Annotated in this window: 19 protein-coding genes; 12 read left to right on the top strand and 7 right to left on the bottom strand. The window is 42.4% G+C overall.

Going from position 1 to position 20676, the window contains the following annotated elements; all coding sequences use genetic code 11:
* Window positions 1–127: 127 nt before the first annotated feature.
* The 3 genes from NVS78_RS05690 to mnmL form a co-directional block, all read right to left on the bottom strand.
* Window positions 128–787: an aspartate kinase gene (locus NVS78_RS05690; protein WP_286358291.1), complete on the bottom strand. Its 660-nt coding sequence runs from the start codon at window positions 785–787 to the stop codon at window positions 128–130.
* Between the two features lie 260 nt (window positions 788–1047).
* On the bottom strand, window positions 1048–1539 hold the full coding sequence (locus tag NVS78_RS05685; protein ID WP_286358290.1) for a prolyl-tRNA synthetase associated domain-containing protein: 492 nt from the start codon (window positions 1537–1539) through the stop codon (window positions 1048–1050).
* Between the two features lie 113 nt (window positions 1540–1652).
* Complete coding sequence (gene mnmL, locus NVS78_RS05680; RefSeq protein ID WP_286358289.1) at window positions 1653–2606, bottom strand: tRNA modification radical SAM protein MnmL/YtqA; 954 nt, start codon at window positions 2604–2606, stop codon at window positions 1653–1655.
* A gap of 308 nt (window positions 2607–2914) precedes the next feature.
* Between mnmL and NVS78_RS05675 the strand changes: the two genes are divergently transcribed.
* The 5 genes from NVS78_RS05675 (at window position 2915) to ppdK (ending at window position 11096) form a co-directional block, all read left to right on the top strand.
* Entirely contained in the window at window positions 2915–3115 is a 201-nt protein-coding gene (locus tag NVS78_RS05675; protein WP_286358288.1) for a hypothetical protein, read from the top strand.
* Between the two features lie 36 nt (window positions 3116–3151).
* Window positions 3152–3628, top strand: coding sequence for a hypothetical protein (locus tag NVS78_RS05670; protein ID WP_286358287.1), 477 nt, complete (start codon window positions 3152–3154; stop codon window positions 3626–3628).
* A 36-nt stretch (window positions 3629–3664) separates the two neighbouring features.
* Complete coding sequence (locus NVS78_RS05665) at window positions 3665–4129, top strand: hypothetical protein (RefSeq protein WP_286358286.1); 465 nt, start codon at window positions 3665–3667, stop codon at window positions 4127–4129.
* A gap of 521 nt (window positions 4130–4650) precedes the next feature.
* Window positions 4651–7980, top strand: a complete 3330-nt coding sequence (locus NVS78_RS05660; protein ID WP_286358285.1) for a golvesin C-terminal-like domain-containing protein — start codon at window positions 4651–4653, stop codon at window positions 7978–7980.
* A 383-nt stretch (window positions 7981–8363) separates the two neighbouring features.
* Window positions 8364–11096, top strand: a complete 2733-nt coding sequence (gene ppdK / locus NVS78_RS05655; protein ID WP_059026395.1) for a pyruvate, phosphate dikinase — start codon at window positions 8364–8366, stop codon at window positions 11094–11096.
* A gap of 208 nt (window positions 11097–11304) precedes the next feature.
* Here the strand turns inward: ppdK and meaB are convergent, their stop codons facing one another.
* From meaB to NVS78_RS05635, 4 genes are all read right to left on the bottom strand, one after another.
* The gene (meaB, locus tag NVS78_RS05650) at window positions 11305–12411 is read right to left on the bottom strand and encodes a methylmalonyl Co-A mutase-associated GTPase MeaB (RefSeq protein ID WP_286358284.1); all 1107 of its coding nucleotides are present in this window, start codon (window positions 12409–12411) and stop codon (window positions 11305–11307) included.
* A gap of 154 nt (window positions 12412–12565) precedes the next feature.
* Window positions 12566–14071, bottom strand: a complete 1506-nt coding sequence (locus tag NVS78_RS05645; RefSeq protein WP_286358283.1) for a glutamine synthetase family protein — start codon at window positions 14069–14071, stop codon at window positions 12566–12568.
* A 126-nt stretch (window positions 14072–14197) separates the two neighbouring features.
* A complete protein-coding gene (locus NVS78_RS05640) occupies window positions 14198–14641 on the bottom strand; it encodes a type I restriction enzyme HsdR N-terminal domain-containing protein (protein ID WP_286358282.1) in 444 nt (147 codons plus the stop codon).
* A gap of 29 nt (window positions 14642–14670) precedes the next feature.
* Complete coding sequence (locus NVS78_RS05635; RefSeq protein WP_286358281.1) at window positions 14671–15885, bottom strand: S-adenosylmethionine:tRNA ribosyltransferase-isomerase; 1215 nt, start codon at window positions 15883–15885, stop codon at window positions 14671–14673.
* A gap of 87 nt (window positions 15886–15972) precedes the next feature.
* On the opposite strand from NVS78_RS05635, the gene NVS78_RS05630 reads away from it, so the two are divergent.
* The 7 genes from NVS78_RS05630 to NVS78_RS05600 all read left to right on the top strand — a co-directional run bounded on the left by NVS78_RS05630 (window position 15973) and on the right by NVS78_RS05600 (window position 20605).
* Window positions 15973–16743, top strand: coding sequence for an AMP nucleosidase (locus NVS78_RS05630; protein WP_286358280.1), 771 nt, complete (start codon window positions 15973–15975; stop codon window positions 16741–16743).
* Between the two features lie 35 nt (window positions 16744–16778).
* On the top strand, window positions 16779–17234 hold the full coding sequence (locus tag NVS78_RS05625) for a DUF1573 domain-containing protein (RefSeq protein WP_286358279.1): 456 nt from the start codon (window positions 16779–16781) through the stop codon (window positions 17232–17234).
* Window positions 17235–17250: 16 nt separating this feature from the next.
* Window positions 17251–17568: a preprotein translocase subunit YajC gene (gene yajC, locus NVS78_RS05620; RefSeq protein WP_200889860.1), complete on the top strand. Its 318-nt coding sequence runs from the start codon at window positions 17251–17253 to the stop codon at window positions 17566–17568.
* 82 nt (window positions 17569–17650) lie between these two features.
* Complete coding sequence (locus NVS78_RS05615; protein ID WP_286358278.1) at window positions 17651–18661, top strand: CdaR family protein; 1011 nt, start codon at window positions 17651–17653, stop codon at window positions 18659–18661.
* Entirely contained in the window at window positions 18661–19242 is a 582-nt protein-coding gene (gene coaE, locus NVS78_RS05610; RefSeq protein WP_286358277.1) for a dephospho-CoA kinase, read from the top strand. The genes NVS78_RS05615 and coaE overlap by 1 nt, the downstream gene beginning before the upstream one ends.
* A gap of 101 nt (window positions 19243–19343) precedes the next feature.
* Window positions 19344–20066, top strand: a complete 723-nt coding sequence (locus tag NVS78_RS05605) for a TerB family tellurite resistance protein (protein WP_286358276.1) — start codon at window positions 19344–19346, stop codon at window positions 20064–20066.
* A gap of 131 nt (window positions 20067–20197) precedes the next feature.
* The gene (locus tag NVS78_RS05600) at window positions 20198–20605 is read left to right on the top strand and encodes a DUF5606 family protein (protein WP_286358275.1); all 408 of its coding nucleotides are present in this window, start codon (window positions 20198–20200) and stop codon (window positions 20603–20605) included.
* Window positions 20606–20676 lie beyond the last annotated feature (71 nt).

Here is a 20676-nt window from a genome sequence, read left to right as displayed (position 1 = left end):
CATTCTTTGCAAAATTAGTAATTTTAACCGTCAATCTAAAAACTAAATGTTAAAAACTAAAAACACGACACGATATCATCCATTTTCACATAAAACAAATACATTTTATAAACTTTTATCTCTCTATTTATTTCCGGCTTATATTCTTTAAAACCACGAATGTCTTATCTATTAAAGAATTATCCACTACTACCGTAAATTCATTCGTGGAAGAAATAACCTCGGTCAGGTTAATTCCCTCCCAGGATAACTCTTTCATTATACTGTAATAGAAACCGGGTTGCAGGATATTTCCCTTAGGCAGTTTTAGCGTCACGGAAGACAAACCGCTTTGTTTAAATATACATTGTTCTTCTTTAAAATAATTATCGATAGCCGCCTCCATCGTATCGCTCACGACTAAATTCGTCTCGAACACCCCCTGTACCATCGTGTAAAAAACCTCCTCTTTTTGGGAAATATTTTTCAATACCCGAATATGACACTCCAACAATGTATTGGAATTCTTAAACGTGTAATCGCATAAATTACTTCGCAATATGATATCTCCCATATTATTAAGCAATTTATTCAATTGCACCTGCTCACGGACTTGAAAATAGGGAGCCAAACGATTCAAGGCCATAACAATCGCTCCCGGATTAACCTCTTTTTTCAACGCCGCTTCCACCTCTGATTTGATCTGCCGGGCCAAAGCCGAAATATTAATCAACCCCATGGCTAAAGACTCCGACAGATAGGGTTTATGCTTCACGATATCTTCTACGACCTGTGCTACACTCAACATATTTATTAATCTAAAAGTTTATAAAATTCATAACGTCCGTCATACCAATAGGGGCCAAATCCTAATCACACCATCTCTTTAATCTCCCGATCCACGTATTCATTGTAAATTTTAAATTGCAGATTGCAAATTAGAATAATTCTGCGATTTAGTGATTCCATGATTAGACGATTCGATTTTAATCCTACAATCGTCAATCTTTTTAATCTCTAAATCGCTTAATCTCAGAATCCTTCAATTTATTATCTTCAATCTCCTAATCAATACAGTTCTATCCACTCGTAACCGTTCCCGGTTTGATCCATATACCGGATAAAATCCTCTACTTTAATAGCCAAAGAAACCCGATTATCATTCGGATGAAAAGAGAGTTTTTGGGCCTTTCGTAAATTCTTATCCAAAAAAACATGTACATGATGTTCCGTATCATTGATTAACCCGAAAGGACTTACGGAACCGGGACGCAAACCTAAATATTTCTCCATTCTTTTCTCCGAAGCGAAACTCAATTTACCCTGTTGCAGCCTTTTTTCCAAATCATGAATGGCCAAATCGTGATCACAGTCGAATATGACTAAATAATGCCGGTCTCCTTTATGATTCCGGAAAAATAAATTTTTACAATGAGTACTGTCCAGATTCTTCCAATATTGCCTGGCAATTTCTATGGTCGGGGCTGCCGGATGCTCCACATAATCAAATGTAATTCCCAACGTTGCCAAAATTTCATATACCTTCTCTTGTCCTACCATATCTTCGATTCAAAAATTCAATTCAACTATGTACTAATCAATCTACGATTTATGATTAAACATTTTATATTCAAGATTCAATGATTTGATGATTGTATGATTCAATCTCTGAATCATACAATCACAGAATCACTCAATCCTTCATTGGTCATTTTCCCTTGCCATACCTCTCTCTCTTCCAAACGTTTTTCCAACATAGCCGCAAACTCAAAATTCTTCACGCCCCATTGGGGTGCAATCAGATAATCCGAAGGAGCCTGATTCACGAAACGCTCTAAATAAAGATCCGGACGGACATGTCCGATCACGTCCACCACGAACTCTAAATAATCTTCCAAGGTATAAAGTCCGAACGCATCCGGGGCCGCCGCATACTGCTCAGCCATACGGGTTCCCTTTATAATCTGTAACTGATGCAGTTTCAACACTTGTATCGGCAACTCGCTCAAACGGACAGCTCCGGTTAACATCTCTTCCCGGCTCTCTCCGGGTAAACCGAATATCAGATGGGCACCGACAGCAACTCCCCGTTTGGCAGTCTCCCGAATAGCCCATTCCGATACGGCATAACCATGCCCTCTATTGATCCGACATAAAACCTCATCGTGAACCGATTCGACACCGTACTCCACGCAAACATATCTTTCACGAGACAACTCTCCCAAATAATCTAAAATATCCGGGGTAACCGTGTCCGGACGGGTACCGATCACCAAACCGACAATCTTCGGATGCGATAAAGCCTCGGCGTAGCGCTTCCGCAAAACATCTATCGGTGCATACGTATTCGAGTAAGACTGAAAATAGGCCAAATATTTCTGTCCCTTATATTTCGCATCGAAAAAACGAATTCCCTCCTCTATCTGACGGGTAATACTCCCCGCACGCCGGCAGTACTCAGGCGTAAAACTCTCGTTATTACAAAAAGTACATCCTCCCGTACCCTTGACCCCGTCCCTGTTCGGACAGGTAAATCCTCCGTCTATTGAGAGTTTTTGCACCCGCTCCTGAAATAAACCTTTAAAAAAAGTCGGATAATCCCTGTATCTTCTTTGCCTTGTATTCATCAACCTCGACACTTCTATTGAAGTTGCGAAAATACACTTTTTCTGTTAAATATTTAACATCTTCCTCTTTTTTCATGATTCTTTTCCAAAAACAATCACAACACTCCCCCTTAAAGAAATACGGAGACTCTCTTTTACCGCCCCTTCCCGCTCATACCTTTTTTTGAATTCCACATCAGTTTGAATAATTTTTATAAATTGATTATTAATTTTTATTATTATCACTTGGACTCTACAATGTAATAGATTATATTTGAAAAAATATTTTATAATTTATATTTCTAATTTTAAATTTATAAAATAAAAAAATGGAATTTATTATTCGCAGCGTTGCTATGCTTCGTTGGAATGGAAGCAAGAGCCCCAAAAAAACAACGACATATGATTATAAAATATACGATCATGACGATAAAGAGTTATTAATTTCCCGTAAAATCACGGTAACGGATAAAAACGGGGTAGAAATAAAAGAAGAAAAGTTAAAAAATGATTCACAAAAAAGGAAGTAAATAACGTTAATTACTAATCATTAAAAATCAAACATTATGAAAAAATGGTACTTACTATTTGCGGCGTTATTATGCCTTGTAGGGATGGAAACAAATGCTCAATCCAAGGACACCACTTCACAGGGTAAAATGAAAACAACCCAGAAAGTGGTTTCCCGAAAAGAAATTTGGCTTTCCAGAGTATATTTTTTGAATAAAGGCCAGAAAATGAAAATTAAAGAATCTATTATTCCCAAAGGTACCACGCTTACCGTCGAGGTGGCCTGGAATCCACAGATGATAAAAAAAGTCGTATTCGATACCACAGTTTACAAACCGACTTCTCAAGAAATTAAAGCCGGAAAATACACGTTCACGATTAAGCCGGAAAGAACAACGACCTACAACTATAAACACTACTATCAAGACGGTAAAGAAGAATCAGCTTCCCGCAAAATTACGGTAACCGATAAAAACGGGGATGAGATAAAAGAAGAAGAAGAAACAAAAAACAATTTACAAGAAAAGAAGTAAATAAAGCTAATTACCAACTATTAAAAATCAAACATTATGAAAAAATGGTGTCTATTATTTGTAGTAATATTATGTTGCACGATGGCGGAAGTAAAAGCACAAGCAAAAGATACTACTTCCCAAAAAAAAATAAAAACAATTGTAAAAGAAATTTCCCGAGAAGAAAAATGGGCTTCTTACGTGTATTTTCGGGACAAAGGTAAACTGACGAAAGTGGAAGGGACTGTTATTCAAAAAGGTACCACGCTTACTGTAGAGGTAGCCTGGAATCCCCAAGTAGTAAAAACGATAGTTTTTGATACAGCTGTTTACAAGCCAACAACACAAGAGATCAAGAACTGTAAATACACGTTCGTAATCAAACCGGAAAGAACAACGACCTATAAATACAAATTCTATTATCAGAACGGGCAAGAACGAGTAGTTTCCCGCAAAATTACGGTAACCGATAAAAACGGGATAGAAATAAGAATCAAAAATAATCCCAAAGAAAAGGAATAAACGAGATTAATTACTTTCAATAAAAATTCAAACAGCATGAAGATCAAAAAATTTACAGTCACATGCTTTTTTATCATAGCATTATTTGCAGTAAATGCCTCCATGGCACAAAGAATCTCTCCCGAGAATAGTAACGTACAAATGTACGTAGACGACTCGTATATCATGCAATATCATATTGACCCAGAAGGTTTTATATTAGTAAGCAGATCAGTCATATCAAATAATCCAGATATTGTGTCCGTAACAGAACTCCAGTTTCACAATTCCAATAGCATATTCAGCTGGATTTTGAGACTCGTGGGGATTAGAGTCGGAACTGCCGTGATAACGACCTCAATAATATTTACGAATCAGTATGGAAATGACATAATCGTAACAACAAATACATTCGTTACCACCATGTGGTATACGGAATTCCGACAAGCACCATCCGCTTCGACGAATATAGTGATCGGCGACGCTATAAAGGAGGAAGATCAACCATAACCGAACCTTATTAATTAAATATAAATAGTATCGTGGATTTAAAAAAGGTAAAAGTCGTGGCCTCATACGAGGCTCGAGCGATATGCCGTTCATTCATTTTTTGGGTTCTGGTTACACTTGCCATCGGGGGCATATCTTTATTGCAATGGTTGGTACAAGGCAAAGTAACCGCATGGGGATGGAGCTGGTTGATGCATCACCAAACCTTTTCATTTCCATTGGTAAATGCTTACCTCTATAATATCGTGCAGGGCTTCATCGTGATCTTCGCGGTAACAAACCTGTCTACCCGGGAACAAAGAGGAGGCATGTTAGAGTCGTTACACGCCCGTTCCGTGAGTAACGGAGAGTATCTCCTCGGTAAAACCGCGGGAATCATTTTTGCATTTCTTTTAACAGGATTCTTTTCCCTTCTCGTTTGCTGCGGGATAAATACCTGGGGTAGCCAGGCACCCTTTAACCCGTTGTATTATTTGTATTATTTCCTAACACTAACAGTACCGTCTCTGATATTCTTCACGGGATTCGCGTTGTGGATGACGTGGCAGACTCGCTCCCGGGTATTATCCGCGATATTATTATTGATATTCCTTTATTGCTCGGTAACAATTTTGCCGGGTGTATTCCACGGGTTATTCGATTTCACGGGAAGTGCCCTATCGAACGTTTTCTCCGTGGCAACAGGCCATGTGGACGGCTGGCATTATTTGCTCCACCGCTCGGCTTACCTGTTGGCAGGAGTCGGTTTTACCTACTGGGCAATTCGTTTCTGTAAACGAATACCGAACGAACAACGAACGATTGCCCGATGCTGTTACGGCGGTATTACCCTGTTGCTTATCGGCATACTATCAGGCTGTATTTACGCTCTTGATTTCTTGCAGGAAGAATTTGCCCGTGCAGAATACCGTGCTGTTTTTGATCTCCACGCCAGAGAAAAATTTTGTCGAGTTTCGAGGCACGATATCACGCTCCGTCAAACGGGCGACCGGATCACATCCGTTAGCGACTTGACGTTACAAAATCCGAACACGGAAGCGGTATCCCGTATCGTGTTGTACCTGAATCCGGGATTGACGGTAAAGCATATAGAGGAACGGGATAAACCGCTTGCCTTTACCCGCGACGGTCAGGCGATATTGATCGAACGTTTTCTGGCAGCCGGAGACAGCGTCCGTTTATCCGTACGTTACTCCGGTGCACCGGATGGCAGGATAGCTTACTTAGATTCAGACGACAAATCGTATTACGACACGAGACGCAATAATAATTTCTTCCACTTAGGTCGTCGCCACGTGTTGGTAAGCAATACCTCGTTGGTACTGGTTCCGGAAGTAATGTGGTATCCCGTGACCCTCCCTCCCGTCAACCCCTCCCTCCCGTTCTTGTCAGGCAAAGACTATACGCTTTATCGCCTCCGGGTCGTGGCCCCCGTACAACCGGTCGTATTATCACAGGGCAAACCGTCCCGGCAAGGCGACACGCTATTGTTTTCGCCATCCTGTCCGTTGGAAGGAGTAACTCTCTGTGCCGGAAATTACGAGCATCGAACGATATCTTTACAAGATATAAAAGTGGATTGGTATTATTTCAAAGAAAATGATTTCGTAACACCTCTTATCCAACAATTCGACGGGGAAAAAATTTTAAAGCAAGTAGAAACAAATATTTTAACCAGCTTAGGAAAGGTTATCTCTTTTTCTATTTACGCTCCCGAAAAAGAAGATCACATCTCAGACTTTATACTGCGCCGGGATTGGTACACGAACGAAGGAGGTCGCCTGCTGTTGGTGGAAACCCCGCTCCCGTTTGTTTCTCATGCCCGGACATGGAAAGGACGAAGCGAATACGTTCAACCGGGAATGGTGTTGTTAGGCGAACGAGGAATAGGAATGAACATGAATGCTTACGCTTTCTTTTCACGGAAAAACGCAAAACACGAGGAAGAAGCGATACGTCTCATCAGAGGTTCTTTTTTGATAACCAATCCTTTTTTAGACCCGTCGAGTCTCAGCAACGCAAATAACCCGTTCTTAGAGAGACTCCATTTTAAAAAAGCTCGCTTAAGCCCTTCCTTCGTATTAAACCCCTATTGTTGTCTGCCTTTGTTTACAGAGCCGACAGTGACCATCGTCTCCCCCCGTTACCGGACAATCGACCGGATATTAAAACAATTCATCGCCAAAGGCGAACACTACTCCAAAGCTATAAATACGATGATCATTTACAACAGTGATCTGGCCGCTCACGTTTACCTGCAAGATCACACGTTAGAAGAGGCACTGCAAGACCGAAGTATTCCGTCTTACGTTTTGCAGCAGGTGATGGCTTTAAAAACAGGAGCTTTATTGGATCGCGTGGCGGTTCATGTTCCGCAAAAGAAATTCTACCGGTTCCTGCGCTCCTTTTATACCGCATATCAGGGGGAAATTCCTCTCGATACGTTATGCCAGGCGATACGATCGGAGTTGGGATTTGATTTCGAGCAAGTATTACAGGCGTGGGATTCCCAAGCAGTAACGAACTTTCGGGTACAAAATTTAAAGAACGAACGGGTGGAACAAGAGTACGGGAGTGGATGGATGGCTCGTTTTCAAATTTGGAACACGGGAGAACACCCGGGCTTCATCGTTTACTCTTTTCCTCACGAGGGATCCTATCATCTTTGGCTTCAACCGGGAGAATGCAAGGAGGTCCGCTTGCACGGGAATTCGAATATGTTTACCTTGGATTTGGGCATCTCGCGTAATCTCCCATCCGTCATGCAAACCACTGAAACCGGAACTACCCGGGACACGAGAGAAGGGATTAAGGATATATCGCCGTCAGTGTTCATCCCCCAAAACGGAGAAATCATCGTGGACAACGAGGACCCCGGATTCAGATTGATCTTTCCGGGAAATAACCGGTCGAAATTTTTCTCCGAAAAGAGTTCCGGCGGAGAGATGATCCTGACAGGCCCCTGGCAAAAAGAGTTTCGCGGTAATGCTTACGGAAACGAGTACAGGAGTATATACCTGAAAAGAGCCGGAAACGGTTCCTGTAAAGCAGAATGGTCAGCCCATATTCCCGAAGACGGAATTTACGAGATTTTCGTGATGCACCCCGAGTCGTGGAGTCCCTCAAAAGCTCAACACTACACGGTAAAAGGAGAAGGATTGCAATCCGAAGAGATCCTACTCCCGTGGGAAAAAGGGAGATGGGTTTCTTTGGGTGAATTCGAATTAAAACGAGGGAAATCGTTCGTGGTCTTAGACGATAGAGCCCCTGTAGAAAAAGAGGAGGAAAAAGACAAACGCCACACCCCACTTAAAAGCATAGTGGCCGATGCAGTGAAATGGGTGAGAATCAAGGATAAATAAACAAAATAAAGCGATAACCACCATCACCTATAAAAATATATTCGTACCCTGAATACCGTTTCTGAAATCCTTTCGCCTAAAATTTGACAATAGGCACTAAAAAGTTTGACAAAAATTCATCTTTTTTTTGTTACCTCGTCAAAAAAAGATAAATTTACATCCAATAATAGGAAAAAGTGGATTTTTTTCAATCCCCGTACGTTCGCGTAACTTTAATACAAAAAGCTACTTTAGAGATTGAATAAAAAAAACTATATTTGCACCCCTAATCCGGTTGCCGTTGAACCATACGCTTTCCGGGATTAATATTTGGAATACAAGAATGATCTATATAAATAACCGTCTCCTGACAGGCAGGAGATAAATGAAAAATCTAACAGAATATGAGTACGAAGTATGTTTACACTTTTGGCGACGGAAAAGCAGAAGGACGGGCAGATATGAGAAATCTGCTCGGAGGTAAGGGCGCCAATCTTGCCGAAATGAATCTTATCGGAGTTCCTGTACCTGCAGGTTTCACTATTACAACAGAGGTTTGTACGCTCTACAATCAAGAAGGACGTGACGCAGTCGTAAAATTAATAGAATCCGACGTAAAAGCAGGAATTGCCGCAACCGAAAAGTTAATGAATGCCAAGTTCGGTTCAAAGGGTGAAGCCTTCCCTCTCTTGGTTTCCGTACGTTCCGGAGCCCGGGTCTCCATGCCGGGAATGATGGATACGGTTCTCAATTTAGGAATGAACGACGATGCCGTTAAAATCGTTGCGGAGAAATCGGGTAACGCCCGTTTCGCGTGGGATTCATACCGTCGTTTTGTACAAATGTACGGTGGCGTAGTCATGGGAGTTGCAGCAGCCAAAGGTGAGCACGATCCTTTCGAAGCCGAAATCGATAAATTAAAATTAGAAAAAAATATCGCAAGCGATACCGATTTCACCACAGAAGACTTACAAATTCTGGTAAAGAAATTCAAAGAAGTCGTTAAAAATAAAACCGGTAAAGATTTTCCGACTTGTCCTTGGGAACAACTATGGGGAGCCATCTGTGCCGTGTTCGATTCGTGGATGACCGAACGTGCCATCCTGTATCGTCAACTAAACCAAATCCCTGAAGAGTGGGGAACCGCCGTAAACGTTCAAGCCATGGTATACGGAAACATGGGTAATAGTTCCGCCACGGGAGTAGCTTTCACGCGTGACGCTTCTACCGGAGAGAACATCTTTAACGGAGAATACCTGATCAACGCTCAAGGGGAAGATGTGGTAGCGGGAATCCGTACCCCCCAAGAGATTACCATTGAAGGTTCGCGCCGTTGGGCCAAACAACAAAATATAACCGAAGAGGTTCGGGCCAGCTTTTACCCTTCCTTGGAGGAGACGATGCCTCAAGCTTTCGCCGACCTCAATGCCACCCAACAAAAGTTGGAGGATTATTTCCACGATATGCAAGATTTGGAATTTACTATCCAGGACGGCAAATTATGGATGCTCCAAACTCGTAACGGAAAACGCACGGGAACGGCTATGGTAAAAATGGCTGTCGACATGTTGAACGAAGGACTGATCGACGAAAAAACGGCCCTTCTCCGCATGGAACCGAATAAATTAGATGAATTACTCCACCCTGTATTCGATAAAGGTGCCAAAGCGAAAGCGAAAGTTTTGACCAAAGGTCTTCCGGCCTCTCCGGGAGCAGCTTGCGGACGGGTCGTGTTCTTTGCCGACGAGGCTGAAATCTGGAAAGCCAGAGGAGAACAGGTTATCCTGGTTCGTTTGGAGACCTCTCCCGAAGATTTGCGGGGCATGAACGTTTCCGAGGGCATTCTGACAGCTCGCGGAGGGATGACCTCCCATGCGGCCGTAGTGGCCCGCGGAATGGGTAAATGTTGTGTTTCAGGGGCGGGAGCCATCGTGGTGGATTATGAAAAACGCTGTTTCTCTATAAAAGATACGATCATTTACGAAGGAGACTGGATTTCACTAAACGGGTCTACCGGAGAAGTTTACCTCGGACGGGTAGAGACCGTTGAAGCCGAATTGTCGGAAGACTTCCGCACGATTATGAAGATCGCTGAAAAGTACACCCGCATGCACGTACGTACTAATGCCGATACGCCGCATGACGCCAAAGTAGCCCGCGCATTCGGAGCGAAAGGAATCGGTCTGTGCCGTACGGAGCACATGTTCTTTGAAGGAGACCGTATCAAAGCCGTTCGCGAAATGATCCTGGCCGATGACGAAAACGGCCGCCGTGCCGCCTTAGAGAAACTGCTTCCGATGCAAAGAGGAGATTTCGAAGGTATATTCGAAGCTATGGACGGATTAGGAGTAACCGTTCGTCTGTTGGATCCTCCTTTACACGAGTTTACCCCGAACGAGCTGGAAGCCCAGATCGAAATGGCCAAAGAAATGGGTATTACAGCCGAAGAGGTAAAACAAAAAGTAGATGCTTTGCACGAATTCAACCCGATGTTAGGTCACCGCGGTTGCCGTTTGGGGAATACCTATCCCGAAATTACCGAAATGCAGGCCCGCGCCATCATCGAAGCCGCATGTAACTTGAAATTAAAAGGATTGGATCCCCGTCCGGAAATCATGGTTCCGCTTGTGGGTGACGTGAAGGAATTGAAATTACAAGCTGACATCATCCGCAAAGTAGCAGATTTGGTATTCATCGAGAAAGGCGTAAAAGTAGAATACCTGATCGGTACGATGATCGAAATTCCGCGTGCAGCCATTACGGCAGATTTGATCGCTCAAGAAGCAGATTTCTTCTCGTTCGGGACCAACGACTTGACCCAGATGACATTCGGATTCTCCCGGGACGATGCCGGTAAATTCTTGCCCATCTATATCAATAAAGGAATTCTGAAAAACGATCCGTTCCAGATCTTAGATCAAAACGGCGTGGGACGCCTGGTTGAAATGGGTACCCGCTTAGGTCGCTCTACCAATGAAAAATTAAAAGTCGGTATCTGCGGCGAACACGGTGGAGAGCCATCTTCCGTCATTTTCTGTGACAAAGTAGGTATGAACTACGTTTCTTGTTCCCCCTTCCGCGTTCCCATCGCACGCTTAGCAGCCGCACAAGCCGCTATCATGCATGCCGAGAAATAACTTCAAATTATACCCTCGAAAAGAGCTTGGAAATTCCAAGCTCTTTTTTGTTATCGTCAAAGCAACATGAAGCGTTATAAAGATCATCAATAGCAAATAACATGACAAGTTTTAACTCGGAGCATCACACCACACATACAACGTACTAAAAAAGAACGATCGGGAAACACAAGTATATCCCCCAATCGTCAAATTTATAATCTGCAATTCAAAATTTACAATTAAAATAGTTATCTAACAACTGGAATGCCGCGGCAAAAGAGCTGACTTCGTTATTCTGGACCTGCCGTTCTGCCTCCTTGATTGCTTCTTTTTGGTTTTGATAGAAGCGATTACGTAACTGCTCGTTAATCGTCTCGTACATCCAATACTTAGCTTGTTCGTTTCGATGGTGCTCGAAATAACCGTTTTGTTGGGTTTCACTACAATAATGCAAAATGTTTTCCCATATCTTATCGATACCCGTCTTCTCATAGGCGGAGCAAGTCATCACCTGAGGTTCGACGCCCGATTCGTGAGGCGGGAAAAGGTGGAGAGCATTTTGTAATTGCACCTTCGCCAATTCGGCCCGGGTGATATTATTTCCGTCGGCTTTATTGATAATGATAGAATCGGCCATCTCCATGATTCCTCGTTTGATGCCTTGCAATTCATCTCCGGCACCGGCAATTTGTACCAAAAGGAAAAAATCCACCATGGAGTGTACCGCCGTTTCGCTCTGCCCCACTCCCACCGTCTCAATCAGGATGATATCAAAACCGGCAGCTTCACAAAGCAACATCGCTTCCCTTGTTTTCCGGGCCACACCTCCTAACGATCCGGCAGAAGGGGAAGGCCGAATATAAGCATGAGGATCACAGGAAAGTTCTTCCATCCGGGTTTTATCTCCCAAGATACTCCCCTTAGAACGTTCACTGCTCGGGTCGATAGCCAACACGGCAATCTTGTGTCCCTGAGCAGTTAAGAATTTACCGAAAGCCTCGATAAAGGTACTTTTCCCGGCCCCCGGAACTCCCGTGATACCGATTCGTACCGATTTTCCCGTGTTCGGCAAACAACGGTTAATCACCTCCTGAGCCACCGCCTGATGATCGACCCGGGCACTCTCGACCAAGGTAATCGCTTGACTTAAAATATTAATATCCCCTCGGAAAATACCTGATACGTAATCGTCCGTGGTCAACGTCTTTTTCTTAATCTGCTTTAGCCTTTCAAGGATAGCCGGATTCACCGGATCAGGCTGTTCAATTCCTTTATTAACAGCCAACCCCTCGTAACAAGCATCATTTTCCGGATGTTCTATATTTTGTTGCATAACTCACTTAATTAACATTTACGCGAAGATAACCTTTTAATTGTAGATTATAAATTGCAAATTGACAATTAAAATAACGAATCGATTCCGTGATCCAAAACATCAAATTTAATCACGGAATCTCCGAATCATCAAATCTACAATTGTCAATTGTCTATCCGCAATAGAAATAACGATTGACCAATTCCATGATTTTCTCGGAATGCTCTCCTATGTCCCGGCGCAATGTCCGGTCATCATATTTTCTCAACATTTCGATGGTTCCATCGATCAAACGAGGGGCAAACACGCCATATTCCTCAAATACAGCCCGTTGTTTCTGCAAGAAATCAGCCGACTCGGCACAAGAGGTCGGCAATTGACTCAACCGGGCAGCTGCGGCTTTATTCGCTTCATCGAATATATTTACATCCACATAGCGTTCTTTTGCATAATCCAATCCGTTCTCCATCTCAAAACCATGACGGGCCGCTACGGCCAAACCGGCCAACAGCAGATATATATCGGCCGAACCGTCCGGACAACGAAACTCTACCGTCTGTTTCACGCTATGATCCGCATGAGACACCTTTTCCAAAGGATTGGCATCCTTTACCATTTCATTCGCTCCGGTTGTCCACCCCAAAGGCACACGAACCAGTACCGAGCGATTCCGGTCTCCCCAACAGACAGTCGTCGGGGCTTCCTGATGGGGCACCAACCGAAAATAAGAGGTCGGATTCGTATTTCCGAATGCCGTCAAAGAAGGAGCTAAATCCAAGTAACCGGCAATGGCTTTTAAAGCATTATCGGTCAATACCCCGTCTTTAATCATCTGATTTTTTCCCTCCTTCATCAAACGGGTATGAATATGCAATCCGCTTCCTGCCTTACCGACCGTAATCTTAGGAGCAAATGTCAAGTCCACCCCATATTGATAAGCCAATGTCCTCAATATCCATTTGGCAATCATCAATTGATCCGCGGCATCCTCCAAAGTCGTCGGCAGAAACTCTATTTCGTTCTGTTCATACATCAAATCATCTTTCGTGAAATTTCCTACCTCCGAGTGACCATATTTAATTAAACCTCCGGTTTCGGCGATATATTTCATCGCCAACACCCGCAGCTCCTGCCCCTTATTGAAAGGGGTCGATTCGTGATATCCTTTCTGATCCGAAGCCACAAAAAGCTCTTCTTTATTACTCACGACATAATATTCTAATTCCCCCATCACCTCGAACTCCATTCCCGTAACCTCCTTAAGGGCTTCATGCGCCTTTCGCAAGGTATATTCCGGCGACATCTCCAACGGTTTTCCGTCTTTCGTGTAGAAGCTGCAAAGAATATCAATGGCGGGGACCTCACTAAACGGGTTATGAAAAGCGGTTCTATAACGAGGAACCACGTACAGATCACTCGCTCCAGCTTCTATATAAGGGAAAAGACTGGAACCATCCACCCGTTCACCACAGCTCAAAATACCATCCAGATGTTCCAGACTGTTTATTATAAAATTCAATGTTTTTAAACGGCCATCAGCTCCCGGATACCTTAAATTAAGCATTTTAATATCGTTCTCTATGATATAACGAATAATATCGGTCTTTGTAAAGGCTCCGGGAATTTTTCCTAAAAACCGCACTAACGGATCGGGGTTCAAAGCAAATTCTGGAATCATAACGCTGCTATTTAGTGAATATTTATAAACTTTCCCCGTAAAAATAAAAAAAAATCACCACAATCGATCACAACAGGTCAAAATATTACTCTAAAAAGCTCAAACCCACTCCGACAAACACAAAAATCAAGTACCGAAATAAGGGATATCGGCCAATAACCGGAACGCTCTGCTTTCCGTCATTTCACCACAATAAAGCTCACACCCGTTCGTGATGGCCACGAAGCGAGCAGCAACGGAAAGATTATAACGAAAAGCCTGATCGAAAACCACTTGTGAAAGAGATACGGTCGGTGCTTTACACTCCACGATCAAATAGGGCTCTCCTTGCCGATCGTAACAAACGATATCAAAACGTTGTTTTAATCCGCAAACCGCCACCTCTTTTTCCACGGCGATCAATCGTACGGGAAATTCCCGGTAAGTCACCAGAAAATGAATGAAGTGCTGCCTCACCCACTCCTCCGGAGTCAAAACGACATACCGTTTGCGAACGATATCAAAAATCAGCATCTGACCTTGCTGTTTTTTCACCTTATAATCGAATGCAGGCAGGCACAGTTCTTTCATCGGATAATATTATGACAGATCACGCAAATTTACTTTTTTATCTTTAAAAAGCTACTATCTCCATAACTGAGAAAACGGAAATCATGTTCCAAAGCATACCGATATATTTTTTTCCAATCTTCCCCGATGGCCGCGGCAACCAAAAGCAATAACGTACTCTGCGGCTGATGAAAATTAGTAAACATGGCGGAAATCACCCTGAACCGGTAACCGGGCACAATGATGATTGTTGTCTGTGCCTTTAACATCTCAGCATCCCGTTCTTTATACCATTGCAACAAAGAGGCCATAGCCTCCCGCAAAGAGTAATGCCGGGGTAAAGTATAAGCCTCCCATTGTTCCAACAAATTAAAATCGTTATCACCTTCCAATCGCTTTACACCCATCCAGTACAAACTTTCCAATGAACGGACAGAAGTTGTCCCGACAGCAATAATATGATCCGGACACTCGTAAAGATGCTCAATCAATTCCCGTTGTACGACAATATGTTCCGTATGCATGGCGTGCTCCCCGATGGTCTCGCTTTTCACGGGCTTAAAAGTTCCGGCTCCCACATGAAGCGTCAATTCCCCCATCATTGTTCCTTTTGCCCGTAATCGATCCAACACAGATATGCTAAAATGCAATCCCGCCGTCGGTGCCGCAACGGAACCTTCGTTTTTAGAATAGACGGTCTGGTAACGAATCTTATCGTCCTCTTCCGAATCCCGGTTCAAATAGGGAGGAATAGGAATTTTACCGCAATGTTCCAATACCTCACTAAAACTAATCGGACTATCCCACTCGAAACGAACAACCATATCATTCCCCTCCTGCTTCATTCGGGTCGCTCTCAATTGTCCCTCGTTTCCTTCCCAATGGTAAGGACATACGATGGTTCCTTCCTTCCATTTCTTCAGATTCCCGACCATACACTTCCATTCACAACTCTTCACAGCCGCAAAGTTCCGGACATAATCAGCCGGCAGGTAAGGTTCCAAACAAAATACCTCGATGGCAGCACCGGTTACTTTTTGAAACAGGATACGGGCATAAATAACTTTAGTATTGTTAAAGATCAGAGTCTGTCCGGCATTCAGCATATCAGGCACCTCATAAAAGCGACGTTCACGGATTTCTCCCTCCTCGTATATCAACAACTTAGAAGCATCCCGATTCTCCAATGGAAATTTGGCAATCCGTTCGTCAGGCAGATCATACGTATATTCTTCTATGCGAATACCCTTTAACTCTTCTAACATACTTTCAAATTTTCAGACGAAAATTTTCTTCGTCCATAATATTGTTTTAATTTTGAAGGAACAAAGATAATCTGAAAATCCGAGAATGTGAAAACAAAAAAAGATATCGTTGAAGACTGGTTACCCCGTTACACGGGACGTCCTTTAGAAGAGTTTTCGAAACACATCATACTGACTAATTTCGATTATTATTTAGAACTTTTTTCAGAGAAATTTCAAACACCAATCGTCGGTATAGACAAAAACATGCCTAATGTTTCCAGCAATGGAATCACCATGATCAACTTCGGAATGGGAAGCGCTAATGCCGCAACCGTTCTGGATTTATTGTCCGCCATAGAACCGGAGGCGGTTCTTTTCTTGGGAAAATGCGGCGGCCTCAAGACCAAGCACCTCGTGGGGGACTATATTTTGCCGATTGCCGCCATCAAAGGAGAGGGTACCTCCAACGACTACCTGCCGAGAGAAGTCCCCTCCCTTCCGGCCTTTAGTATACAAAAAGCCTGCTCGAAAGCGATCACCAAAAATCAAAGAAGCTATTACACGGGAGTCGTATACACGACCAACCGGCGGGTATGGGAGTTCGACGACCGTTTTAAAGAGTATTTGATTACCACTCGTGCCTTAGCCATCGATATGGAAACGGCAACTATTTTTACCGTGGGTTTTGCAAACCGGATACCCACGGGAGCTCTTCTTTTGATCTCAGACCGCCCCATGATTTCAGACGGTATCAAGACAACGGCCTCGGACAAGATGGTAACTCAGAATTTCGTTCGGCAACATCTCGACATTGGTCTTGAAACGATGAATGATATCAAAGATAAAAATTATTCCATGAGGCATCTCATATTTTAAATTAATATCGTATTTTCGTTGCAAAAATAAGGATTATGGGGAGGTTTTTCATTTATATATTGACAGGAATCATCTTGATCTGCTCTTGTAATAACAAAGAGAGAAAGCAAACGGATGAAAACACGATTTCAAATTCAATTACCACACTACATACGGACTCGGTTCAAAGTACGGATACTCTTGCCAAAGTTCAAATAGAAGATCCGCACTTCAATTTCGGGGAGATTCAGAAAGGAGAAATTGTCACGCACACTTTTAAGATTAAAAACACGGGTACAAAGAATCTGCTCATCACCCATACGGAAAGCAGTTGCGGATGTACCATTCCTAAATACGATAAGAAACCCATTCCCCCGGGAGGAGAAGGAAAAATCGAGGTTGAATTCAACTCTTCCGGTCGAATGGGCAAACAATACAAAGTTATTCATATCTTTGCAAACATTCCAGAGAAAAGTTTTACTTTAAAAATAACGGCAAATATTAAAAATTAATACAAAACAGTAAACTATGAACACAATTTTCATGTTAACATTACAAGCGCAAGCGACTCAAGGCGGTGGTATGATGTCATTCTTACCTTTAATCCTGATTGTTATCGTTTTTTGGTTCTTTATGATCAGACCGCAAATGAAGAGACAAAAAGAACTCAGAAAATATAGAGAATCTTTACAAAAAGGAGATAAAGTAATGACTACGGGGGGGATTTTCGGTAAGATTGTTGAGATCAACGATTTTACGGTTATCATCGAGGTTGAAAGCCAGGCAAGATTAAAAGTAAGCAAAGAAGCCATTGTTAAGGACATGACGGATGTTCCGGCCAAATAAAAACAATATTTTTGCAGATTTCAGATTAAGTGATCAGGTGATTTCCGAATCACTTAATCTTTGAATCACTTAATCTCTGAATATGCGTGATTTATCCGGTAGAATCGGTCATTTGTTTAAAGAACGGAAGCGTTTGCATTTAAAACGCAATATCATTACTTATGGTATATGTCTCATCATTGCAACAGTTTTGTGGTTTTTAAACACGCTAAACAAAGAGTATGCGACACAAATCACATACCCCATACGATATACGGATTTACCCAAGGGCAAATTACTTGTTTCGGAACTGCCTCAAGAGATGACGTTAGAAATCAGGGCTCACGGGTTTGCCTTGTTACGCTATAAAATAGGAACCTCTTTCCTACCTATCGTTTTCAACGTGAACAGTTACAGCAACGGCATACTCGATAAGAAAGACATGCTGGATTATACCCTGAATACGATAGACATCAAGGACAGAATCGCCGCTCAACTAAACTCGGATATCAAACTATTGAATATCACTCCGGAGACCATACATTTCCAATTTTCAAGATTCGAAAGTAAGGTCGTTCCCGTACAACCTCGCGTTGAATATACATTGAAAAAACAATACATGCTGAAAAATCCGATATCCGTGACACCCGATAAATTAACAATTAGCGGCCCGGCTTCCGTTATCGATACGATTCAGACCGTATACACCCTTCCCATCCGACTTAAAGATTTATCCAAAGATATTACGAAAAATGTCTCATTCGAAGATATCCACGGTGTTCAGATAGATGACAATAATGCTAAAATTCTGATCGAAGTGGAACGTTTCACCGAGTCTAAAAAAAATGTGACGTTAACCGTAAAGAATTTACCCGATTCTTTACAAATGCGATTATTCCCCAGCGCCATAGACGTTACGTTCGACGTGGGGCTTAGCCGATACGATCAAGTCACGGATACGAGTTTTAGGTTCAGTGTGGATTATAAGCAGATCACTAAAAACACGACGGCCTTAAACGTAACACTCGAGAAATATCCTCCCTATATTCAGAACCTCTCATTCTCGCCCGAGCAAGTAGAATTTCTTATTGAAAAAAAATCAAATAAACGGTGATGATAAAAATCGGTCTGACAGGAGGGATCGGCAGCGGCAAAACAACCGTATCCCGCATCTTCCAAGCTCTTGGTTATCCAGTATACATCAGCGACACAAGAGCCTCATGGTTAATCAATCACCGCCATGAAATAAAAAGAGCCTTGATCGCACTCTTCGGAGAATCTGTTTATCTGACGACGGGAGAATTAGATAAAAAAAAATTCGCTTCCCTCATATTCAATGACAAAAAGAGGATTGACCAAGTCAATAAAATCGTCCATCCGGTTGTGATGGAAGATTTTTTAGCATGGAGTGAATCCCAAAACACACCTTTTCTTTTTTTTGAATCGGCCATCCTTTTCGAAGCCGGCTTAACTCCGCTTTTCGATCACATAATCACCGTCACCGCAGATCGGGAGACCCGTATCTTACGGGCAATGAAGCGGGACTCGGTCAGCCGGGAAAAAATAATAGAACGTATCAATAATCAACTACCCGATACGGAGAAATGCCTACAATCCGACTTGGTTATCCATAACAACGATTCAGACTATCTTCTGGAGCAAGTCATCGAAATCGTAAAAAAACTAAAAGCTTAAAATACCAGCCCTATTGTCCGGGAATCTTTATATTTTTGCAAGAAAAATACAATAGGTCGAAAGTTTCCTTAGAGAGAGACTTCATACAATACACGACAATTATGGGGAAATACGGAAAATGGATAGGAGCGGGATTAGGATTCGCCATGGGTGGTCCTATCGGAGCGTTATTTGGTTTCTTTATCGGATCGGCTTTTGATTCTCCGGCCGTTATCCAAACGACACAAGAAGGTCCTACAACCTCCGGAAGAGGAGATTTCTTATGTAGCCTGGTCGTATTGGCTACCGCATTAATGAAAGCCGATGAAAAAATCACACGTAACGAATTGGATTACGTGAAAAATTTCTTCAGAGAAAATTTCGGCCCGGAAGGAGAACGGGAAGCTTTGGCCATGATCAAAGAGATCATGCATAAAGAGATCAGAGTCGAACCCGTATGTATCCAGATCCGACAAAACATGAATATACACGCCCGGATTCAATTACTCTATTTTCTTTTCGGATTGGCCAAGGCCGATGGAAACGTATGTAACCGGGAAATCGGGTTATTGGATCGAATCGCCGATCTGTTGGGAGTAGATTCCACCACCTACCGATCCATCAAATCCATGTATTACGACGATTTAAATTCAGCATACAGCATTTTAGGAGTCGATTCGTCTGCTGACAATGAAACGATTAAAAAAGCTTACCGAAAAATGGCCATGGAAAATCATCCGGATAAGGTAAGTTATCTGGGAGAAGACGTACGCAAGGCTGCAGAAAAAAAATTCACGGCCATCAACCAAGCGTATGAAAAAATTAAAAAACAACGAGGTTTATAAAACCACGCGAATATCGTCCCTGATTATTATTTCGCCCTCTACCTTTCGATTATATTTTGTTTTTACTTTTACTTTTAAACATTGATTCGTATTTTTGCAGTCTCATTTATAACACATCAAAAAAACAAAGTATGTTAAAAGAGATTTTATCCATATCAGGTCAACCGGGTTTATACAAATTGATCAACAACACCCCCAAGGCCCTTATTGTCGAATCGTTAATCGACGGTAAACGCTTTCCTGCTTATTCCAATGCCAAAATCATTGCTTTGGAAGATATTTCTATATACACGGAAGGTGAAGATATGCCGCTGAAAGAAGTATTCAAGCGCATTTACGAAAAAGAAAACGGAGGTCAGACCATCAGCCATAAAGAGTCTTCCGCCAAAATCACCGATTATATCGAATCCATCATTCCGGAATACGACAAAGAGAGGGTATACGTTTCCGACATGAAAAAGATGTTACAATGGTACAATCTCTTGCTGGAAAAAAATATCTTACTATTTAACGAAGAGAAACAAGAAGAGAGTAAATAATTCCTCTCAAAAAGATGTTTAAAAAGAATTCACTAATCCACTTTTTAAACATCTTTTCTACATAAAGTTTC

Source organism: Gabonibacter chumensis (assembly GCF_024741215.1).
Classification (GTDB): Bacteria; Bacteroidota; Bacteroidia; order Bacteroidales; family Marinifilaceae; genus Gabonibacter; species Gabonibacter massiliensis.
This window is presented reverse-complemented; position numbering and strand designations above follow the sequence as displayed.

Bases quoted from the DNA above. Each gene is read 5' to 3' on its own strand.
- NVS78_RS05600 (WP_286358275.1), top strand. From the start codon at position 20,198: ATGTTAAAAGAGATTTTATCCATATCAGGTCAACCGGGTTTATACAAA.
- NVS78_RS05605 (WP_286358276.1), top strand. From the start codon at position 19,344: ATGGGGAAATACGGAAAATGGATAGGAGCGGGATTAGGATTCGCCATG.
- NVS78_RS05685 (WP_286358290.1), bottom strand. From the start codon at position 1,539: ATGGTAGGACAAGAGAAGGTATATGAAATTTTGGCAACGTTGGGAATT.
- NVS78_RS05645 (WP_286358283.1), bottom strand. From the start codon at position 14,071: ATGATTCCAGAATTTGCTTTGAACCCCGATCCGTTAGTGCGGTTTTTA.
- mnmL (WP_286358289.1), bottom strand. From the start codon at position 2,606: ATGAATACAAGGCAAAGAAGATACAGGGATTATCCGACTTTTTTTAAA.
- meaB (WP_286358284.1), bottom strand. From the start codon at position 12,411: ATGCAACAAAATATAGAACATCCGGAAAATGATGCTTGTTACGAGGGG.
- NVS78_RS05615 (WP_286358278.1), top strand. From the start codon at position 17,651: ATGCGTGATTTATCCGGTAGAATCGGTCATTTGTTTAAAGAACGGAAG.
- NVS78_RS05665 (WP_286358286.1), top strand. From the start codon at position 3,665: ATGAAAAAATGGTGTCTATTATTTGTAGTAATATTATGTTGCACGATG.
- NVS78_RS05675 (WP_286358288.1), top strand. From the start codon at position 2,915: ATGGAATTTATTATTCGCAGCGTTGCTATGCTTCGTTGGAATGGAAGC.
- NVS78_RS05625 (WP_286358279.1), top strand. From the start codon at position 16,779: ATGGGGAGGTTTTTCATTTATATATTGACAGGAATCATCTTGATCTGC.
- NVS78_RS05635 (WP_286358281.1), bottom strand. From the start codon at position 15,885: ATGTTAGAAGAGTTAAAGGGTATTCGCATAGAAGAATATACGTATGAT.
- coaE (WP_286358277.1), top strand. From the start codon at position 18,661: ATGATAAAAATCGGTCTGACAGGAGGGATCGGCAGCGGCAAAACAACC.
- NVS78_RS05690 (WP_286358291.1), bottom strand. From the start codon at position 787: ATGTTGAGTGTAGCACAGGTCGTAGAAGATATCGTGAAGCATAAACCC.
- ppdK (WP_059026395.1), top strand. From the start codon at position 8,364: ATGAGTACGAAGTATGTTTACACTTTTGGCGACGGAAAAGCAGAAGGA.
- NVS78_RS05640 (WP_286358282.1), bottom strand. From the start codon at position 14,641: ATGAAAGAACTGTGCCTGCCTGCATTCGATTATAAGGTGAAAAAACAG.
- yajC (WP_200889860.1), top strand. From the start codon at position 17,251: ATGAACACAATTTTCATGTTAACATTACAAGCGCAAGCGACTCAAGGC.
- NVS78_RS05670 (WP_286358287.1), top strand. From the start codon at position 3,152: ATGAAAAAATGGTACTTACTATTTGCGGCGTTATTATGCCTTGTAGGG.